This is a genomic window from Microbacterium sp. UCD-TDU, from assembly GCF_000340625.1.
Lineage (GTDB): Bacteria > Actinomycetota > Actinomycetes > Actinomycetales > Microbacteriaceae > Microbacterium > Microbacterium maritypicum.
Map to the genome: position 1 here is coordinate 16,349 of NZ_AOSO01000005.1, position 17,198 is coordinate 33,546.

The following is a 17,198-nucleotide window of genomic DNA, read 5'->3' on the forward strand; positions in this document are numbered from 1 at the left end:
CGTCTCTCGCGGTCGGGGGAGTGCAGAGACGGCTCCGGTTGTATATTGGGGAGATCGGAGTCGGTCCGGAACTGTTGCGCTGTCCTGGGGAGCGAGATGCGGAATCTTGCTGTCGCTGTCGGATGCCTCCTGCTGGTCGGTGGGATCTCGCTCGTCGTGATCGCCGACCAGGAGCGTCTGGAGTCGATCGCCGCGGTCAAAGCGGAGATCGTGAGGATCGAGCGCGCGCTGGATGAATCCCGCGATGAGAACTTGGAGCTCGCAGAGAAGCTCACGGCCCTTCGCTCGCAGCTCGCTGATCAGGACGCGGACATCGCCGACACGACGGGATTCCTGCCGTGATCCGGCGTGTGCTGGCTGTCACGGTCGCGGCCTCCGTGCTGCTCGTCGGGGGGATGGTCGGCAGAGCCGACGCTCTCGAGAACGAGAGATCGGCAGCCATCGCGCAGCTCGATGCCCTGAATGACCGGTACCACGACGCCACCCAGCGCACCGACTACCTCGACGCCGCCGTCGGCCGCGCGGAGCAGGACACCGCAGAACGTGCCGCGGTCCTCGCCCTGCGCCCGGCCTTCCTCGCCGAACTGCAGGCGCTGACCACCGCGCTCCAGGGGGCGGAGGGGCGGGTGGACACGGCCACGCATCGCGCCGCCGCACTCTCGGCGCAGCAGGCCGTCGTCGCAGAGAAGGAGAACCCCGACACGGTCGCCGCGGCCACGGCCACCGTCCACGCGCTCGCCGAGAAGGTGGGCACCGAGGTCGCCTCGTGGCAAGCAGCTCAGAGCTCGGGTCCCGGCGGGCCGGCATGGTCGTCGAGCGGCCCGGACGGGTATGCGCGGGTGCGGGCAGCCCTCGACCTCGTCGGGGGCGGGGGCGTCGGGCTCTATGAGTCCTCGTCGTGCGCTGGCGGCAACGCCCCGGCATGCGCCAACAGCAACGGATACATCAAGTACCGCGCCGACATCGTGAACTGGAGCGACGGTCGGCTGAACTGGGCCATGGCGCACGAGCTCGCGCACATCTACCAGTTCCGCGTGTGGGGCGCGCTCACGTCGTCGGGAGCCTACGGGGCGCTGTTCGGCAGCGACCCGGAGTTCCTCGCCAACTGCATGGCCGTGGTGCGGGGATACCCCGGATCGGTCAGCTGCGACGGCGAGCAGCAGGCCTGGGCCTCGGGCATCTGGGTGGGCGCCGTCCGCTGAGCAGAGTAGCTCACAGGCCCGGATCAGTCCGCCGGTGTCGTCGTGTCGATGGCGGCACGCAGCGGCCGCCGCATCACGCGCCAGTACGACGACGGCGCGACGCGGGTGAGCACGTCGATCAGGCGGGCTTCGCGTCCGACCATCGTGCGCGCGGAGCGTCGTTCGGTCGCCCGGACGATCCGCGCCGCCGCGTCCGCGGGCTCGGTGTGGTACATCCGGGCCTGCGCGGCGGCGGCGCGGGCGGCCACGGCCGGATCGATCGCGGCGGCGTAGCGCCCGTGCAGGATGATGCCGGTGCGCACGCCCGCGGGGTAGACGGCGCCGACGCTCACCGAGGTGCCTTCCAGCTCATGCCGCAGTGCCTCGGAGAAGGCGCGCACGGCGAACTTGCTCACGGCGTAGGGGATGCGTCCGGCGGGGGCGGCGAGTGCGTAGACGCTGGCCAGGTGCGTGATGTGCGCGGCCGGAGCTGCGCGGAGCGCGGGGAGGAGTGCCTTGGTTATCGAGACCGTGCCCCACAGGTTCACATCGGTGAGCCAGCGCATCTCCTCCATCGTGAGCTGGTCGATGTCGCCGAGCATCGATGATCCGGCGCACGTGATCAGGGCGTTGATGCGCGGGTGCCCCTCGGCGATGCTCGCGGCGGCGGCGAACACGGCCTCGTCATCGCGCAGGTCGACGACGTGCGTCGTCACATGGACGTCGGCGAGTTCTGCGGCGAGTTCTGCGGCGATGGTCGCGAGCGCCGCGGCGTCGTGATCGATGAGCGCGAGGTGCGTTCCTCGACCGGCGAGCAGGCGCGCGATGTCGGCGCCCATCCCGTTGGCGGCTCCGGTGATCACGGTGGTGCTGCCGGTGAGGTCGAGGTGCTTCATGTGGCTCCTGCGGCGCGCGATCCGGGTGCGAACCCGCGGATGTCGGATGGGTGGGGCAAGCTGATTCCGAACCATTCTGGCCGACACCGGGCCGCAGTGATACCGGTACGCTCAAGGAGAGGAGGTACCGGTGGGACGGACAGCGGATGCCATCGCCGAAGGCGTTGCGATCGCGACCGCTGCTGCGCGCCTCGCGGTGAAGAACCACATCCTCATCGGCACCATCGCCGAAGACGGTGTCTTCGACATGGACAAGTACATCGACGATGCGCGTGAGGCGCTTCGCGCCATGGCCGAGGAATCGGAAGAGGCTGCCGCCACCGTCACCGCCCTCCGCAAACGCGCGAGAGGTCGGCACTCCGATCCGGTGGGAACGCACGACTATCGCGACCGCGATGTGCGCAACCTCCGCCGTCGGGCCAAGCAGTCCACCGGTGTGGCCGTGCGTCTGCGCGAGATCATGCAGGACCGCGAGCGGCTCGCCGAGATCGTCGAGGAGGCGAGAGATGCCGCTTGGGCCGACGTGCGCCACAACCTCGACCGTCGTCTGCGTGTCGAAGGCATGCGTCCTGATCAGGATCCCGACTACAACCGCATGCGCGAAGCGCGTATGCAGGCGCTGCGGCTCGTCGATCTGCAGGCGCTCTCGTCGGAGCAGAGAGCCAAGGCCAAGCGGCGGAAGAAGCAGCAGAAGGCCGCCTCGGCCGACGAGTGAGGCCTCGTTTCGCTTTCCCGTCGCGACTGTTGTAGGCTGTTCTACGGCCCGCTGAGCGGGCCGGGCGCCCGTAGCTCAATGGATAGAGCATCTGACTACGGATCAGAAGGTTAGGGGTTCGAGTCCCTTCGGGCGCACACTGTGTTGAGACAGTAAAGGAACGGCTTCCACTTCGGTGGGGGCCGTTTCTGCGTTCAGAGCAGGCTCGTGATGGCCGGGTCGCGGTGCGCGACCTCAGCGGCCGTGGCGACGATGACCTCGCGGATCGCGGCGACGGCGACGGCAGGGGTCACATCCGCACGGTGGGCGAGGCTCACGGTGCGGGTCATCATCGGATGCGTCAGGCGAACCGACCGCAGGGCGGGCCGATCGAGCAGCACCATCGCCGGGACCACCGCGACACCGACGCCGCGCTCGACGAAACGCAGCACCGCATCCATCTCGGCGCCCTCGAGCACGTGGGTGGGCCGGAGCCCCTCCGAGCGGAAAGCGGCATCGGTCGTCGCACGGAGCTCGTAGGTCTCGTCGAGAGCGATCAGCGGGAGCGTGGCGAGGTGGGCGAGGCTCATCGCGGGCATGGTCGAGACCGGCGGCTCTGCGGCGGCGGAGATCACGACGAGCTCTTCGGCGAGCAGCGGGGTGCGCGTGAGGCTGAAACCCGAGGGTGGTGGGCCGTCGGATTCGGTGATGAGGGCGATGTCGACGGCGCCGACGGCGAGCTGTTCGACGAGCCGCCGGGAACCGCTCTCGGTCAGATGCAGATCGACGCCCGGATGACTCGCGTGGAAGGAGCGGATCGCCTCGGCGACCAGGCTGATGCAGAGGGTGGGCGGCGCACCCAGGCGTACGCGTCCGCGGCGGAGACCTGCCAGCTCGCCCATCTCATCGCGGATGGCATCGGCCTCGGCGAGCATGCGCTGTGCGCGGGGGAGCAGCGTCTCGCCCGCAGCCGTGAGGGCGATGTGGCCGCGTGCGCGGTGGAACAGTTCGGCGCCGAGCTCGCGTTCGAGCGTCGAGATCTGCCGGCTCAGCGACGGCTGTGCCAGGTGCAGGTGCTCGGAGGCGCGGGTGAAGTGTCCGAGACGCGCGACCTCGACGAACCCGCGGAGCTGCTCGAGGTTCATGGCCATAGCCTACCCGCATCGTTTCCAGTCGAACTATGCATTGGAGTTATTAGGATCGCCTAACTAGCGTGGAGCGCATGGCTACGCGCGAACGACAGATATCCACCACGGTCCTCGTCATCGGCACCGGCGGCTCCGGGCTGCGGGCGGCGATCGAGATCGCCGAACACGGGGTCGACGTGCTCGCCGTCGGCAAACGCCCGCGGCAGGATGCGCACACCTCGCTCGCCGCCGGCGGCATCAACGCGGCGCTCGGCACCATGGACGCGGACGACAGCTGGCAGCAGCACGCGGCCGACACCATCAAGGAGAGCTACCTGCTCGCCAACCCGCACACGGTCGAGATCGTCACGCAGGGCGCCGAACGCGGCATCCGCGACCTCGAGCGCTGGGGCATGGACTTCGCCCGCGAAGATGACGGCCGCATCTCCCAGCGCTTCTTCGGTGCGCACACCTTCCGCCGCACGGCCTTCGCCGGCGATTACACGGGCCTGGAGATCCAGCGCACTCTGGTGCGCAAGGCCGAGCAACTCGAGGTCCCGATCCTCGATCACGTCTACATCACGCGCCTGCTCGTGCGCGACAACGTGGTGTTCGGGGCCTACGGCTTCGACCAGGCCGACGGCACCCGCTACCTCATCCACGCCGACGCCGTCATCCTCGCCGCCGGCGGACACAATCGCATCTGGCGGCGCACCTCCTCCCGCCGCGACGAGAACACGGGTGACGCCTTCCGTCTCGCCGTCGACGCGGGCGCCAGGCTCCGCGACCCCGAGCTCGTGCAGTTCCACCCGTCCGGCATCATCGAGCCGGAGAGCGCCGCGGGCACCCTGATCTCCGAAGCGGCTCGCGGCGAGGGCGGCATCCTGCGCAATGCTCTCGGCGAGCGGTTCATGGCGAAGTACGACCCCGAGCGGATGGAGCTGTCGACCAGGGACCGTGTCGCGCTCGCCGCGTACACCGAGATCCAGGAAGGACGCGGCACCGAGAACGGCGGCGTCTGGCTCGACGTGTCGCACCTGCCCCGAGAGACGATCATGACCCGTCTGCCCCGCGTCTATCAGACGATGATGGAGCTGCAGATGCTCGACATCACGACAGATCCGATCGAGATCGCCCCGACCGCGCACTATTCGATGGGCGGCGTCTGGGTGCGCTCGGAGGACCACCAGACCGACGTCGACGGGCTCTACGCGATCGGTGAGGCCTCCAGTGGATTGCACGGCGCGAACCGCCTGGGCGGGAACTCGCTCATCGAGCTTCTCGTCTACGGACGCATCGTCGGACAGGCGGCCATGGAGCATGCGGCGGGTCTCGACGCCCAGCGTCGCTCGGCGTCGGCGGTCGCCGAGGCCCGCGCCGAGATCGACGACCTGCTCGCCGCGGAAGGTCGCGAGAACGTGCGCGCCCTGCAGCGCGCGATCCGCAACCTCATGACCCGGTACGCCGGTGTGGTGCGCTCGGAGGAGGGGCTGCTGGCAGGCCTCGCCGACCTCGACATGATCGAGGGACGCATGGAGGACATCGGCATCCACCCCGACATCGCGGGCTTCCAGGACCTCGCGCACGCGTTCGACCTCAAGGCCTCAGCGCTCGCCGCGCGCGCCACGCTCGAGGCCGCACTGGAGCGTCGCGAGACGCGCGGATGCCACAACCGCAGCGACTTCCCCGACAGTGATCCCACGCTGCAGGTGAACCTGGTGTGGTCGCCGAAGGACGGCGTGACCCGGGAGGCGATCCCCGAGATCTCGCCCGAGATCGCCGAGCTCATGCGCGAGGTCGACACCACGGGCAAGCTCGTCGAGTAGTCGCGAACCCGACTCGCTCCGGTCGCACTCTCTGCCGTCCGATCTCCGATCAGGCGGCAGAAAGTGCGACCGGAACCGGCTCGCCGGGGCGGCGCTCAGTCGGCCTGAGGCTCCTCGGTGTCGATCACGCCGATGCCTACGGCCTCATGATCGGGCTCGGGCTCGTCGCGCCGGGGTGCTTTGGGTTCCTCGCCCGGAGCCTTCTCGGTGCTCGGCTCCTGCAACTGCTCGGTGCTCGGCACCTCATCGGGGTCTGCCTTCTCGGCGGACGCGGCCTGTGCGGGGGAGGCCTCCGGCGCGGGCGACTCCGCCGTCACCTCTCCCGCGTCGGTGCCCGATGAGGGTGTGGGTGTGGGAGCCTGCGTCTCGGGAGACGGTTCCTGCTCCGGTGTGCTGTTCGTCATGATCGTCCCTTTCGCGATGTCGTCGCCATCAGGATGCCGTCGCAACCGCACCGGATGAAGGGGCTTGACGCGGCCTCAGAAGTGCATCTGCTTCAGCGTGCCGTACTTGATCAGCAGCTCCTCGAGAGCGTCGCCGTCTTCGTACTCCACGCGCACCGTCTTGCCGGTACCGCCCGCGAGAGCGATGTCGGGTCCGTTCGAGAACAGCAGCGTCGACCAGGGCGAGGCGAACACGGTCGCACCTGCGGCATCCCTGGCCGTGACGCCGTCGGCATCCAGCGCGATCTCGACGATCTTGTCGGACCCCTTCACCGGGAAGACGGTCGGGAACTCGCTTCCCTCCCATTCGCGGAAGTAGGCACTCAGGCCGATCTTCGCCTGCGGGAAACCGGCACGCAGGCTGCGTCCGATCCGCGAGACGTGCACCTCATGCTCGGCGCGTTCGCCCTGATCATCGGTGATCGCGACCGTGACGGTCCCGCCGATCGGGTAGGTCTGCCGGAACAGCTCCTCCTGGCGATTGTCATCCGGTGCCAGATCGCTGCTCTCCAGGAACGGCTGCTCGCCGATCCACCCGGTGCGCACGCTCCAGGTGCGGGTCGTCGCCCTGCTCTTCTTGCGCGAGCTGAGAACGCCGAACACGACGATAAGCACGAGCACGAGCGCGCCCGCCGCGAGGAACAGCAGGATCCCGGTGTCATCACTCATGCGATCAGGTTAATGGGGGTGAACTGAAGAGGGGAAGGCGGCGTACCCTGGACGAGTGACTGCGTACGTCTCGGCCTTCGACCTGTTCTCCATCGGAGTGGGGCCCTCGAGCTCCCATACGGTGGGCCCGATGCGCGCGGCCCTGGACTTCGTCCACCGGCTCGGCGCGAGCCAGACGCTCAGCGCGGTGTCGCGGATCGAGTGCACGCTGTTCGGTTCGCTGGGAGCGACCGGTATCGGACACGGAACGCCGGATGCCGTCGTGGCGGGGCTGCGGGGATTGTCGCCGGAGAGCTGCGACCCCGCGGAGGTGCGTTCGGCCTGGACCGAGTACGCGGCGGGTGAGCCGCTCACTCTCGATGGCCAGCAGCCGATCCCGTTCGCGAAGACCGACATCGTCTTCGCGCCACGCACCAGGCTTCCCGGTCATCCGAACGCCATGACGATCACCGCGTGGGACGCCGCCGGCGCGACGATCGCCGAGGAGACCTACTACTCGATCGGCGGAGGCTTCATCCGGCGTGAGGGCGAAGAGACGTCGATCACCTCTGCCGGCTTCCCCTATTCCTACGCGGATGCCGCGTCGCTGCTCGCGCTGTGCGATGAGAACGGACTGTCGATCGCCGAGGTCGCGCGACTGAACGAGACCGCGGTGCGCAGCGAGGAAGAGGTCGCTGCCGGGCTGGACGCGATCTGGAATGCCATGTCGGCGTGCGTCGATGCCGGCCTGCACTCCGACGGTGTGCTGCCGGGCATCCTCAAGGTGAAGCGGCGGGCGAGCACGATCCGTGCGCAGCTCGATGAGGTCGAGGCCGACGGGCACCGTGAACTCCCCGGCGAATGGCTCGGGGCTTTCGCACTCGCCGTCAACGAGGAGAATGCGGCGGGCGGGCGCGTCGTCACTGCACCCACGAACGGTGCGGCCGGCATTCTGCCCGCGGTAGCGATGTACTGGTGGAGATTCCTTGCCGACTCCGGGCTCGGTGCCGGCAATGCCGTGACACCCTACGGCGAGCTGGTCGGAAGTGCGCTGCTGGGCTTCGGCCCTGACGGTCGCAGCCTCGCCGCGCAGATGGACGCCGACCTCGACCCGGAGCAGACGGCCGAGGCGAACCGCCGCCGTGGCATCCGTCGTTTCCTGCTGACGGCGACCGCCCTGGGCTCGCTGTTCAAAGCGAACGCCTCGATCTCGGGGGCGGAGGGCGGATGCCAGGCCGAAGTCGGATCCGCCTGCGCGATGGCCGCGGGCGGCCTCACCGCGGTGATGGGCGGCACGAACCGTCAGATCGAGAACGCGGCCGAGATCGCGATGGAGCACCACCTCGGTCTCACCTGCGACCCGATCGGCGGGCTCGTGCAGATCCCGTGCATCGAGCGCAACGCGATCGCCGCCTCGACCGCCGTGACCGCCGCCCGCCTGGCGCTGCGCGGAGACGGCAGCCACTACGTGTCGCTGGACGCCGTCGTCGAGACGATGCGCCAGACGGGGGCGGACATGTCGACCAAGTACAAGGAGACCAGCGAGGGCGGACTCGCGGTCAACGTCATCGAGTGCTGACGGCCCGAGCACGACCGGGCTCTCGCCGCCCTGTCGGACTCCGCGGGTAGCCTCGTCCGTGCGCACACGAGGGTGCGGGTGACGGGGGAGGAAGCGGATGGATGCGTTCTGGGAGCCGACCTCTCGCCATCGAAGGCAGCAGCCGGTGGTGGCGGTGCGCCCGAACGATGACGCTCCACCACCCGGGGCGAGGTGGCCCGCGAGCATCCCGGCCGTCGCCCAGGTGCTGCGGGAGGGAATCGACCTCGACCCCGGGGTCACGTTCCTCGTCGGCGAGAACGGCAGCGGCAAATCGACCCTGGTCGAGGGCATCGCTATCGCCTACGGGCTCTCTCCCGAGGGCGGTTCCCGGCAGGCCAGGCACACCACCCGCCCGACCGAGTCTCCGCTGTCGCAATGGCTGCGGCTGCAGCGGGGTGTGGGAGCGAACCGATGGGGTTTCTTCCTCCGCGCCGAGACGATGCACTCGTTCTACACCTATCTGGAGGAGAACCCTTCGGCCAGGGGCGACGTCCCGTTTCACGAGATGAGTCACGGAGAGTCGTTCCTCGCTTTGCTGGAGAGCCGGTTCGACGAGCCGGGTTTCTACTGCCTCGACGAGCCGGAGGCCGCGCTGTCGTTCAACTCGACTCTCGCCCTCATCGCGGTGCTCCGACGTATCGCCGATGAGGGGGGTCAGGTGCTGTGTGCGACGCATTCACCCGTATTGGCGGCGCTTCCCGGCGCGAAGATCCTCGAGGTGGGGGAGTGGGGTGTGCGACCGGCGGAGTGGAGCGACCTCGAGATCGTGAACCACTGGCGCTCGTTCCTCGAGCATCCGACGCGCTACCTGCGCCATCTGCTCGACTGACCGGCGTTCCCCGACCGTGACTCAGCGCACGGCGCGGTTCTTGGTGTGCTTGGTCGGCGCGGCGGCCCACGGGTCCTCGGGCCAGGGATGCCGCGGGTAGCGTCCGCGCATCTCGGCGCGCACCTGAGCGTAGGGACCCGACCAGAACGAGGCGAGGTCGTCGGTCACCGCGAGTGGTCGCCCCGCGGGGGACAGCAGGTGGAACAGCACCGGCATCCGTCCCTCGACCAGACGCGGAGTCTCGGCCCAGCCGAAGCACTCCTGCAGCTTCACGGCGACGACGGGCCGAGCGGCCCTGTCGCTGTCCGACTCCGGATAGGTGATGCGGATGCGGGATCCGCTGGGTACCTCGAGCCGTTCCGGGACGAGCTCATCGAGGCGCGCCGCCTCAGGCCACGGCAGCAGGCGGCGAAGCGCCGACGACAGATCCAGCCGGCTCGCGGGGGTGCCGGATGCCAGGGCATCGAGCTCGGGTGCCAGCCACGCATCGAGCGTCTCGACCAACCCGGGGTCCGACACATCGGGCCAGGGGGCGCCGATCTCGCGTCGCAGTATCGCGAGTCGGCGGCGCAGCGCATCTGCGGTGTCAGACCACGTGAACATGCGGAGCCCGTCACGGCGAAGCGCGCGGCGCACGGCGTCTCGCCCGTCTTGGGCCGATGCCCGCACCGGTACCGACGAGCGCACGATCGCGCCGATCCGACGTTCGCGGCGGGCGTGGACACGACCTCCGCTGAACTCCGCTTCGACGCGATCGGTCATCAGATGGCTCGCGGCGTCCTCCATCTGCGCTTCGGTGAGCACCGCGGCGGATCGGATGACCGCGCCGGAGCCGGCCGCCGCGCGTGCCGATGCCCGGGCGACGTCGGCGACGGCGAGCCAGTCGACGGCCGAGAGTGTGCCGCTCACCCCGGCCCTGGTCCCGGACGCGAGCAGGAACGTCGCCCCTTCGGCCGTGCGTTCGACGCGATGGGCGATCCGCTCAGGGAAGGCCAGTGCGATCAGGAATCCGACTCCGTCGAGATCGGAGCGGGCACCCGGTGTCGGGCGGACCATGCGCTCGAGACGATTCGCGTCGTCGCGCCAGCGGCGGGCGTCCGGCGTTCGACCGCTGCGCAGGGCGACGAGGGCCTGCGCGACGTCGGCCTCGGGAACCCTCAGGTCGCCGCCCAGGAGAGCGACGACTTCCGCCGCGAGTCGGCTGCCGACCACCGGGCTGCCGTCACGCAGAGCGCGCGCGAGTCGCGGGTCGGTGGGGATGCGAGCCAGGGCGCGGCCCTCATCGGTGGCACGGCCGTCGTCGTCGATCGCGCCGAGAGCGCCCAGCACCGTGAGGGCGTCTGCCAGGCTGTCGGGCGGAAGCGGATCGATCATCCGCAGCCCTGCTCCGCCGGGGGAGCCCCAGCACGCGAGCAGCAGGGCGGCGTCGGCGAGGTCGATCACCGCGATCTCGGGGACCGGCCGGGAGGGGGCGGCCGCATAGGAGCGCTCGTCGACGCAGCGGATCACGGCCCCGGGGCCCTGCCGGGTGGCACGACCCGCCCGTTGCACGCAGGACGAGCGGGAGGCGGCGCTGGTGACCAGTCCCGTCATGCCGCGAGCGGCGTCGCGTTGCGGGTATCGCGACAGGCAGCTGTCCACGACCAGCCGCACCCCCGGAACGGTGAGAGAGGACTCGGCCAGAGAAGTCGTGACGATGACGCGTGGAAGGGCGCCCGGCGTGCGGCCACGGATCACGGCATCCTGCTCGCCAGGCGGGATCTGGCCGTGCAGCTCCCGCACGTCGAGTCCGTCGCCCCGGTCGCGGACGCGGCGGGCGATCTCCGACACCTCGCGGGCGCCCGGTGCGAAGACCAGCACATCGGCGTCGGGATGATCACGCACCAGTTCCCGGGCGGCGGATGCGGTGACGCTCGCGACATGATCGAGGAACCCCCGGGTGACGCCACGCTCATCGAGGCGCGGCACAGGGCTCGGGGCCCAGCGCTCGGTGAGCGGGAACGCCGGGACGACATGGTCGATGATCGGTGCGGGGAATTGCTCGGTGCCGATGACCGACGCGATGCGCGCAGCATCGAGGGTAGCCGACATGGCCACGACCACCAGATCGTCTCGCAGCTCGCGTACCTCCGAGAGCAGGCCGATCAACAGGTCGGTCTCGAGCGCGCGCTCGTGCACCTCGTCGATGATCACCGCATCGACGCCCTGGAGGCCGGGGTCGTTCAGCAGCCGCCGCAGCAGGACGCCGGCCGTGACGAACTCGACCCGCGTCTGCTTTGCGACCGCGCGTTCGCCTCGGACGGTGAACCCCACTCGAGTGCCGAGCGGGGACCCGTCGAGCTGTGCGAGCCGGCGCGCGGCGGCGCGGGCCGCGACGCGACGCGGCTGGGTGACGATGACGCGGCCGGTCGAACGAGAGGCGAGCAGCGGCGGCACGAGCGTCGTCTTGCCGGTGCCTGGTGGCGCGCTCACCACCGCCGACGTGCTCGTGTCGAGCGTCTGGGCGAGCTCGTCGAGGGCAGCCGCGAACGAGAGGCCTGCGCCGATGGCGGCGAGGTCGAAGGCGGCGGACGTCATCGTCCCAGTCTGCCCGGTCGGCGACGTCCGGCGTCGTCCACAACTCAGGACGGTTGCCTCCGATGCGGTCGGATCCGGCTTCTCGTCCACCTGCGGCGACGAATCTCCTGAGTGATGGACGGGGGACCGGGGCGCCCGCACGAAGACAGCGGATGCCGCGACCGGAAGGGCCGCGGCATCCGCTGTCTTCGTGTGACGGGGACTACTCCGCGTCGGTCGCCGGTGCTGCAGGCGGCGGCGGAGTGGTCGGGTTCGGAACCCGCGCCTGCGCAGGAGCGGGAGCGGTGGCCGCAGCCACACCCTCGCCGATGCCGCGACCGACGGCCTGACCCTGGATGATCCCGGCGAGATCGAGCCCCGTGGCCGAGTGCACGCTGTCGAACACCGAGCGCAGTGCCTTGGCGTTGTCGGCTCCGACGACGTTCGAGGCGCCGTCTTCGCCCGAGCTGCCGATGATCGACACGTTGCCGATCGCCGCGTAGCCCTTCGAGAACTCCGCCATGATCGACGGCAGCACTTCGAGCACGCGCTGCGACAGGAACGCGTCCTGGTTCGACGCGATGGCCTTGGCCTCGGCTTCGAGGGCCGCGGCGCGTGCGTCTCCCTCGGCGCGGATGGCATCGGCCTCGGCGCTGGCGCGCAGGCGGCGGGCCTCGGACTCGGCCTCTGCCTGGGAACGCAGCGCGTCGGCCTCACCCTGTGCTTTCGCGACAGCCGCGGCTGCTTCACCGTCGGCGCGTGCCCTGTCGGCCTGGGCCTGCTGCTCGGCGATGCGAGTACGGGCCTCGGCCTGCTTGACCTGCTCGATCGCGGCGGCCTCTGCCGCGCGCTCGCGTGTGTAGAGCTCGGCCTGAGCGCGGGTCTCCGCCTCGTACCGCTGCGCGTCGGCGACGCGCTTGACGTCGGCGTCGAGCTGAGCCTGCTTGTTCTCGGCCTGCTGCTGCAGAACGGCCTGCTGCGCCTGCTCGCGTGCGAGGTTCTCGGCCTGCTCCGCCTCGGCCCGCGCGCGGCCGATGCCGGCGTTGGCGTTGGCCGTGTTGGTGTCGAGTGCGGTCTGCTCGACCAGGTTGGCTTCTTGGTTCGCGATGTTCTTCTGGTTGATCGCGCGGTCGGCGTTGGTCTGCGAGATCTCCGCGGACTGGCGCTTGGCCTGGATCTCGGGGGCGCCGAGGGACTGGATGTAGCCGACCTTGTCCGTGATGCCCTTGATCTGGAACGAGTCGAGGATCAGGCCCTGCTCGGCGAGCTCCTGAGAGACGTCGGCGGCGATCTGGTCGGAGAACTTCTTGCGCTCGCGCATCAACTCGACGACCGAGAGGGTGGCCACGATGCCGCGGAGGGCACCTTCGAGCTGCTCTGTGGTGAACTGCTCGATCGCCTTGTCCTGCGAGGCGAAGCGCTCGGCGGCACGGCGCACCAGGATCGGGTCGGAGCCGATCTTCACGATCGCGACGCCGTCGACGTTCAGAGTCACGCTGTCGAGCGACTGGGCCTCGGCGTTGAGGGAGACCTGGCGTGAGCGCAGCGAGATGATCTCATGGCGCTGCGTGATCGGGTTGACGAGCGACTTGCCGTTCACGATGACCGTGACCGGCGACTCCGACATCTCGGACCTGCTCGAGCCGTCTGCCGAGAGGACTGCGGTCTGCACCTTCTGCTTGCGACCGGAGATCACGAGTGCCTCGTCGGCACGAGCGACCTTGATCCAGCTGCGTGCGAACAGCAGCAGGATGAGCAGTAGGACGACGACGACGACGACGGCGATTCCGACGATGACGAGGATGCCGACGATTCCGGCGATCTCCATGGATGACCTCCCTGGTTCCCCCCGAGGGGGCGGTCTCGAGCGCGCCGTGGTGCGCGCCTTCGTCCCCCACCCTGCCAGATAGTGCCCGCCCGCGTTGAGGGGGCGACGGTTGTGAGCGGAACAGGAGGACCTCGCACGGCGCTCTGCGCTGTGCAGGGGAGGTCAGCGGGCGCGGAGCTTCTCCGCGAGGTCACGCAGCGCGCGCAGCTCGTCGTCGTCCAGGCGCGACATGCGGTCGGCGATCGAGCGTCCGTGCACGGTGGCGAGCGCGCGGAACGCCTTCGCACCCTCGTCGGTCGCGCGGATCAGGGCACCGCGTCCGTCGTCGGGGTCCGCGCATTTCGCCACGAGTCCTCGCGTGACCATGCGGTCGACCAGGCGCGAGACGCTGGGCTGACTGATCAGCATGTTCGAGGTGATGTCGCGCAGGCGCGCGGTCATGTCGGGGGAGCGGGTCACCGTGAGCAGCACGTCGTACTCGGCCTGTGTGATATCGCTGTGCTCGAAGTCGCTCAACATCTCGGTGAACAACTCGTGCTGCGCGCGGAACAGGCTCTCCCAGGCCTCCAGGGCGAGCTTGCGATCGGTCATCATCACAGGATAGTGCGAACAGTAAAGGGCCGGTCGGAGAGGCTCCCGACCGGCCCTTGTCCCTTGCACCAAGAGTGTCCTGCAATCACATGCGGTGAGTGCCACAGCAAACATTCACCGTGTGATCACTGTATAACGGCGAGATAACGAATGCAACGGTTTGGTCACGGAAAGTTTGGCCAGGGGGTGTCCGAACTCGCGAGACTACCGGTGACATGTGAAGGCCGCGAGGCCTCTCAAGCTTGATCGACGGCGTCGCCGCCAAGGGCCGCATGAGGTCCATGACCGGGTGGACGCGCAGATCAGAGCAGTCGGGGCCAGATCCAGGCGAGGTCGTGGATCGTGGGGGAGGGTGACCCATCTGGGTGAGGAAGGGCGGAGGTCAGCATGAGCGCGGAGGCGATCTGTGTGATCAGCGCTGCCGAGGCGTCGACGTCTTCAGCGGGGCGGTCGGGCTCGAGGTCGGTGAGCTTGAGTCGGATGATGCTCTGCACCTCGTCCGCTAGCGGACGCATCCGTGTGGCCTGGCGTTCGGCGAGAGCGGGTGATGCGGAGAGGAGGGTGATCCGGGTGAGGAGAAGCTCGTGCTCGCTGTCTCCGGCTGCGGGAAGGCGGACAAGTTCCAGAGCGCCGGTGAGCACACCGATGGTTGTGGAACTCAGGTATTCACGGGCCCGCTGCTCGTCGATCCGCGGAAGATCCTTGCCGAGCAGCGCGTCTTCTTTGGTGTCGAAGTGATTGAAGAACGTCCGCTGGGCGATGCCGGCTGCAGCGCAGATCTGATCGACGGTTATGGCGGCGACGCCGTGTTCGGCAGCAAGGCGTAGTGCGGCGTTTTCGATGGCGCGCGCGGTGGCTCGTCCTCTGGCGTTGCTGCCGCCGCGCGCGCTCATCGTTTCGTTCATGTTCTATTCGTATCGTAGAGCGTCGATGGGATTCTTCTTCGCTGCTCGACGTGCCGGGAGTGTGCCGGCGAGGAAGGCGATGATCACGATCAGTGCGATGACGCCGACAATTCCGCTGGGCTGGAAAAGCAGGAGCGTGAGGCCCGAAAGAGGACCGCTGGCGAGTACCCCGTTGAGTGGTAGCCCTACCGTGATCGCCACGAGCACACCGATCACGCTGCCGAGGAATCCGATCAGCGCAGCTTCGAGGCTGAAGAGGGTGAAGATGCGGCCGCTGCCCATCCCCATGGCCTTCATCAGACCGATCTCTCTCGTCCGCTCCTGCACGCTCATCAGCAGCGTGTTGACGATGCCGAACGCGGCGGCCAGGAGTGCGATGACGGCGAAGGCGTTCAGCACACCGGTGATTCCGGTGATGATTGTCTGCACGACCCCGAGCTGATCCTCGATGGTCTGGGCGGACATGCCGGAATCCGCGATCTCTTCCTTCAGTTGCGTGATCTGAGACTCGGAGGCGTCCGCGTCGAAGTACGCGACCGCCACCTGGTACCGGTTCGGCGCGCGTGATCCGGCCTTCTGCTCGTCTGCGATCGCGGCGACCAATGCTGAGTTCGCGCCCGCTCCCGCGCTGAGCAAGCTCGTGTTGGAGACTCCGACGACGGTCGCGCTCTGAGTGTGCTCGACGCCGGTGACGTCGGTGAAGCCGAGAGTGAGGGTCGTGCCCACCGCCTGTTCCTTGCTGCCGAGGCCCAGCGGTGCGACATAGTCCTCGGGGAGGATGACCTGGTAATCGGGGCTGGAGGCCTCGAGTTGCTCACCGGCGGCGAGGTCGGCCTGAGCGATGGAGGACGTCGGAGCGATCGTGAACTGGTACTGGTCGCCCCCATCGGCCTCCACATAGTCGATCGCGACCGTCGACACGGGCTTCACATCATGAAGACCGTCGATGCCGGCGAGAGTCGCGATGTCGGAATCGGCCAAGGCGCCCGCTGAGCCTGTGAGCGGATTGTCGGTCCCGGTGGGGGGACTCGAGGTTTCAGGGTCGTACTTCTGCGGACCGCTATCGGCGGCTGTCGTGCTCGAGGCCTTCGAAACGAGGAAGACGTCGTTCGCCCCGAGGGACGCGACCTGCTTGGTGACGTAGTCGGACACTCCCGCACCGAGGGCCGTCGTGAGCGTGAGAGTGAACGCGCCGACGAACAGAGCCAGGACTGTGAGGGTCGTGCGCAGCTTGCTCCGGAAGGTGTTCGCGAAGGCGGTGTGGACGAGGTCGGTGGTCTTCATTGCGCCACCTCCATGGCGTCGACGATGCGGCCGTCGCGAACGAGGATCTGCCGGTCGCAGCGAGCGGCGAGATCTTCGTCGTGAGTGACGATGACCAGGGTGATCCCTCGCTCCCGGTTGAGCTGGAACAGCTCTTCCTCGACCAGGCGGCCCGTAGCGGAGTCCAGGTTGCCCGTGGGTTCGTCGGCGAAGATCACCGCGGGCTCCCCGACGAGAGCGCGAGTGAGCACCACCCGCTGCTTCTGACCGCCGGAGAGATCGCTGGCCCGGTTCTTCGCCTTGTCTTCCAAGCCGAACGTCCGCAGCGCGGCGAGACCGCGGGCGCGACGCTCTCGTGCGGGGGTGCCGGCGATCTTGAGAGGCAGCGTCACATTGTCGAGAACGGACGTGTTCGCCGTGAGGAAGAACTGCTGGAACACAAAGCCGAACCGGCGGTTGCGTAGTTCGTTCACCTCTCGCGGGCGCAAACCCGCCGCGTCGCGCCCATCGACGAAGACGGCTCCTGCGTCCGGTGCATCCAGAAGGGCGAGCAGATGCATCAGAGTCGACTTGCCCGAACCGCTCTTGCCGACGATCGCCACCGATTCGCCCGCGCCGATCCGCACCGTGACGTCATCAAGAGCGCGGAATCGCCCTTCGCCCTTTCCGTACCACTTGGACAGCCCACTCGCTTCGAGGAGGACGGAGTCCTGATTTCTTGTCATGCAGTAACTGTAGCAACTATAGGCAGAGACTGCCATAACGGACGAATGGAACCGCCGTTGTCTCGGACGCGTTTCTCACTTCATGG

Annotated in this window: 16 protein-coding genes and 1 tRNA gene; 7 read left to right on the forward strand and 10 right to left on the reverse strand. The window is 68.6% G+C overall.

The features are described from left to right. The first annotated feature begins 96 nt into the window (after positions 1–96). Complete coding sequence (locus D514_RS20055) at positions 97–342, forward strand: hypothetical protein (protein WP_017828046.1); 246 nt, start codon at positions 97–99, stop codon at positions 340–342. Then, the gene (locus D514_RS20060) at positions 339–1,202 is read left to right on the forward strand and encodes a hypothetical protein (protein WP_017828047.1); all 864 of its coding nucleotides are present in this window, start codon (positions 339–341) and stop codon (positions 1,200–1,202) included. The genes D514_RS20055 and D514_RS20060 overlap by 4 nt, the downstream gene beginning before the upstream one ends. 23 nt (positions 1,203–1,225) lie before the next feature. Here D514_RS20060 and D514_RS20065 read toward each other — a convergent pair whose 3' ends face one another. After that, a complete protein-coding gene (locus D514_RS20065) occupies positions 1,226–2,077 on the reverse strand; it encodes an SDR family oxidoreductase (protein WP_017828048.1) in 852 nt (283 codons plus the stop codon). A gap of 130 nt (positions 2,078–2,207) precedes the next feature. Here D514_RS20065 and D514_RS20070 point away from each other — a divergent pair, with 130 nt between their 5' ends. Both D514_RS20070 and D514_RS20075 read left to right on the forward strand, forming a co-directional pair. Beyond that, positions 2,208–2,792 carry a hypothetical protein gene (locus D514_RS20070; RefSeq protein ID WP_017828049.1) on the forward strand — a complete coding sequence of 195 codons (585 nt, stop codon included), beginning with the start codon at positions 2,208–2,210 and terminating at the stop codon, positions 2,790–2,792. 64 nt (positions 2,793–2,856) lie between these two features. Next, positions 2,857–2,929: transfer RNA gene (locus D514_RS20075), tRNA-Arg, on the forward strand. A gap of 57 nt (positions 2,930–2,986) precedes the next feature. Here D514_RS20075 and D514_RS20080 read toward each other — a convergent pair. Further along, a complete protein-coding gene (locus D514_RS20080) occupies positions 2,987–3,916 on the reverse strand; it encodes a LysR family transcriptional regulator (protein WP_036322629.1) in 930 nt (309 codons plus the stop codon). 77 nt (positions 3,917–3,993) lie between these two features. Here D514_RS20080 and D514_RS20085 point away from each other — a divergent pair, with 77 nt between their 5' ends. Next, positions 3,994–5,724: an L-aspartate oxidase gene (locus tag D514_RS20085; protein WP_017828051.1), complete on the forward strand. Its 1,731-nt coding sequence runs from the start codon at positions 3,994–3,996 to the stop codon at positions 5,722–5,724. A gap of 95 nt (positions 5,725–5,819) precedes the next feature. Here D514_RS20085 and D514_RS20090 read toward each other — a convergent pair whose 3' ends face one another. Both D514_RS20090 and D514_RS20095 read right to left on the reverse strand, forming a co-directional pair. Further along, the gene (locus D514_RS20090; RefSeq protein WP_017828052.1) at positions 5,820–6,128 is read right to left on the reverse strand and encodes a hypothetical protein; all 309 of its coding nucleotides are present in this window, start codon (positions 6,126–6,128) and stop codon (positions 5,820–5,822) included. Positions 6,129–6,203: 75 nt separating this feature from the next. Continuing rightward, positions 6,204–6,836: a hypothetical protein gene (locus D514_RS20095; RefSeq protein ID WP_017828053.1), complete on the reverse strand. Its 633-nt coding sequence runs from the start codon at positions 6,834–6,836 to the stop codon at positions 6,204–6,206. 55 nt (positions 6,837–6,891) lie between these two features. On the opposite strand from D514_RS20095, the gene D514_RS20100 reads away from it, so the two are divergent. After that, positions 6,892–8,394, forward strand: coding sequence for an L-serine ammonia-lyase, iron-sulfur-dependent, subunit alpha (locus tag D514_RS20100; protein WP_017828054.1), 1,503 nt, complete (start codon positions 6,892–6,894; stop codon positions 8,392–8,394). 97 nt (positions 8,395–8,491) lie between these two features. Next, positions 8,492–9,244, forward strand: a complete 753-nt coding sequence (locus D514_RS20105) for an AAA family ATPase (RefSeq protein ID WP_017828055.1) — start codon at positions 8,492–8,494, stop codon at positions 9,242–9,244. A gap of 21 nt (positions 9,245–9,265) precedes the next feature. Here the strand turns inward: D514_RS20105 and hrpB are convergent, their stop codons facing one another. The 6 genes from hrpB to D514_RS20130 form a co-directional block, all read right to left on the reverse strand. Beyond that, a complete protein-coding gene (hrpB, locus tag D514_RS20110) occupies positions 9,266–11,821 on the reverse strand; it encodes an ATP-dependent helicase HrpB (RefSeq protein WP_017828056.1) in 2,556 nt (851 codons plus the stop codon). Positions 11,822–12,023: 202 nt separating this feature from the next. Next, positions 12,024–13,628, reverse strand: coding sequence for an SPFH domain-containing protein (locus tag D514_RS20115; protein WP_017828057.1), 1,605 nt, complete (start codon positions 13,626–13,628; stop codon positions 12,024–12,026). 162 nt (positions 13,629–13,790) lie between these two features. Continuing rightward, on the reverse strand, positions 13,791–14,219 hold the full coding sequence (locus tag D514_RS20120; RefSeq protein WP_017828058.1) for a MarR family winged helix-turn-helix transcriptional regulator: 429 nt from the start codon (positions 14,217–14,219) through the stop codon (positions 13,791–13,793). Positions 14,220–14,521: 302 nt separating this feature from the next. Then, the gene (locus D514_RS37925; protein WP_017828059.1) at positions 14,522–15,124 is read right to left on the reverse strand and encodes a TetR/AcrR family transcriptional regulator; all 603 of its coding nucleotides are present in this window, start codon (positions 15,122–15,124) and stop codon (positions 14,522–14,524) included. 3 nt (positions 15,125–15,127) lie between these two features. Next, positions 15,128–16,408 (reverse strand): ABC transporter permease, encoded by a 1,281-nt coding sequence (locus tag D514_RS20125; RefSeq protein WP_017828060.1) that lies wholly within the window; start codon positions 16,406–16,408, stop codon positions 15,128–15,130. Continuing rightward, positions 16,405–17,112, reverse strand: a complete 708-nt coding sequence (locus D514_RS20130) for an ABC transporter ATP-binding protein (RefSeq protein ID WP_031205313.1) — start codon at positions 17,110–17,112, stop codon at positions 16,405–16,407. Before D514_RS20130 ends, D514_RS20125 begins: the two co-directional genes overlap by 4 nt. Between the last annotated feature and the right edge of the window lie 86 nt (positions 17,113–17,198).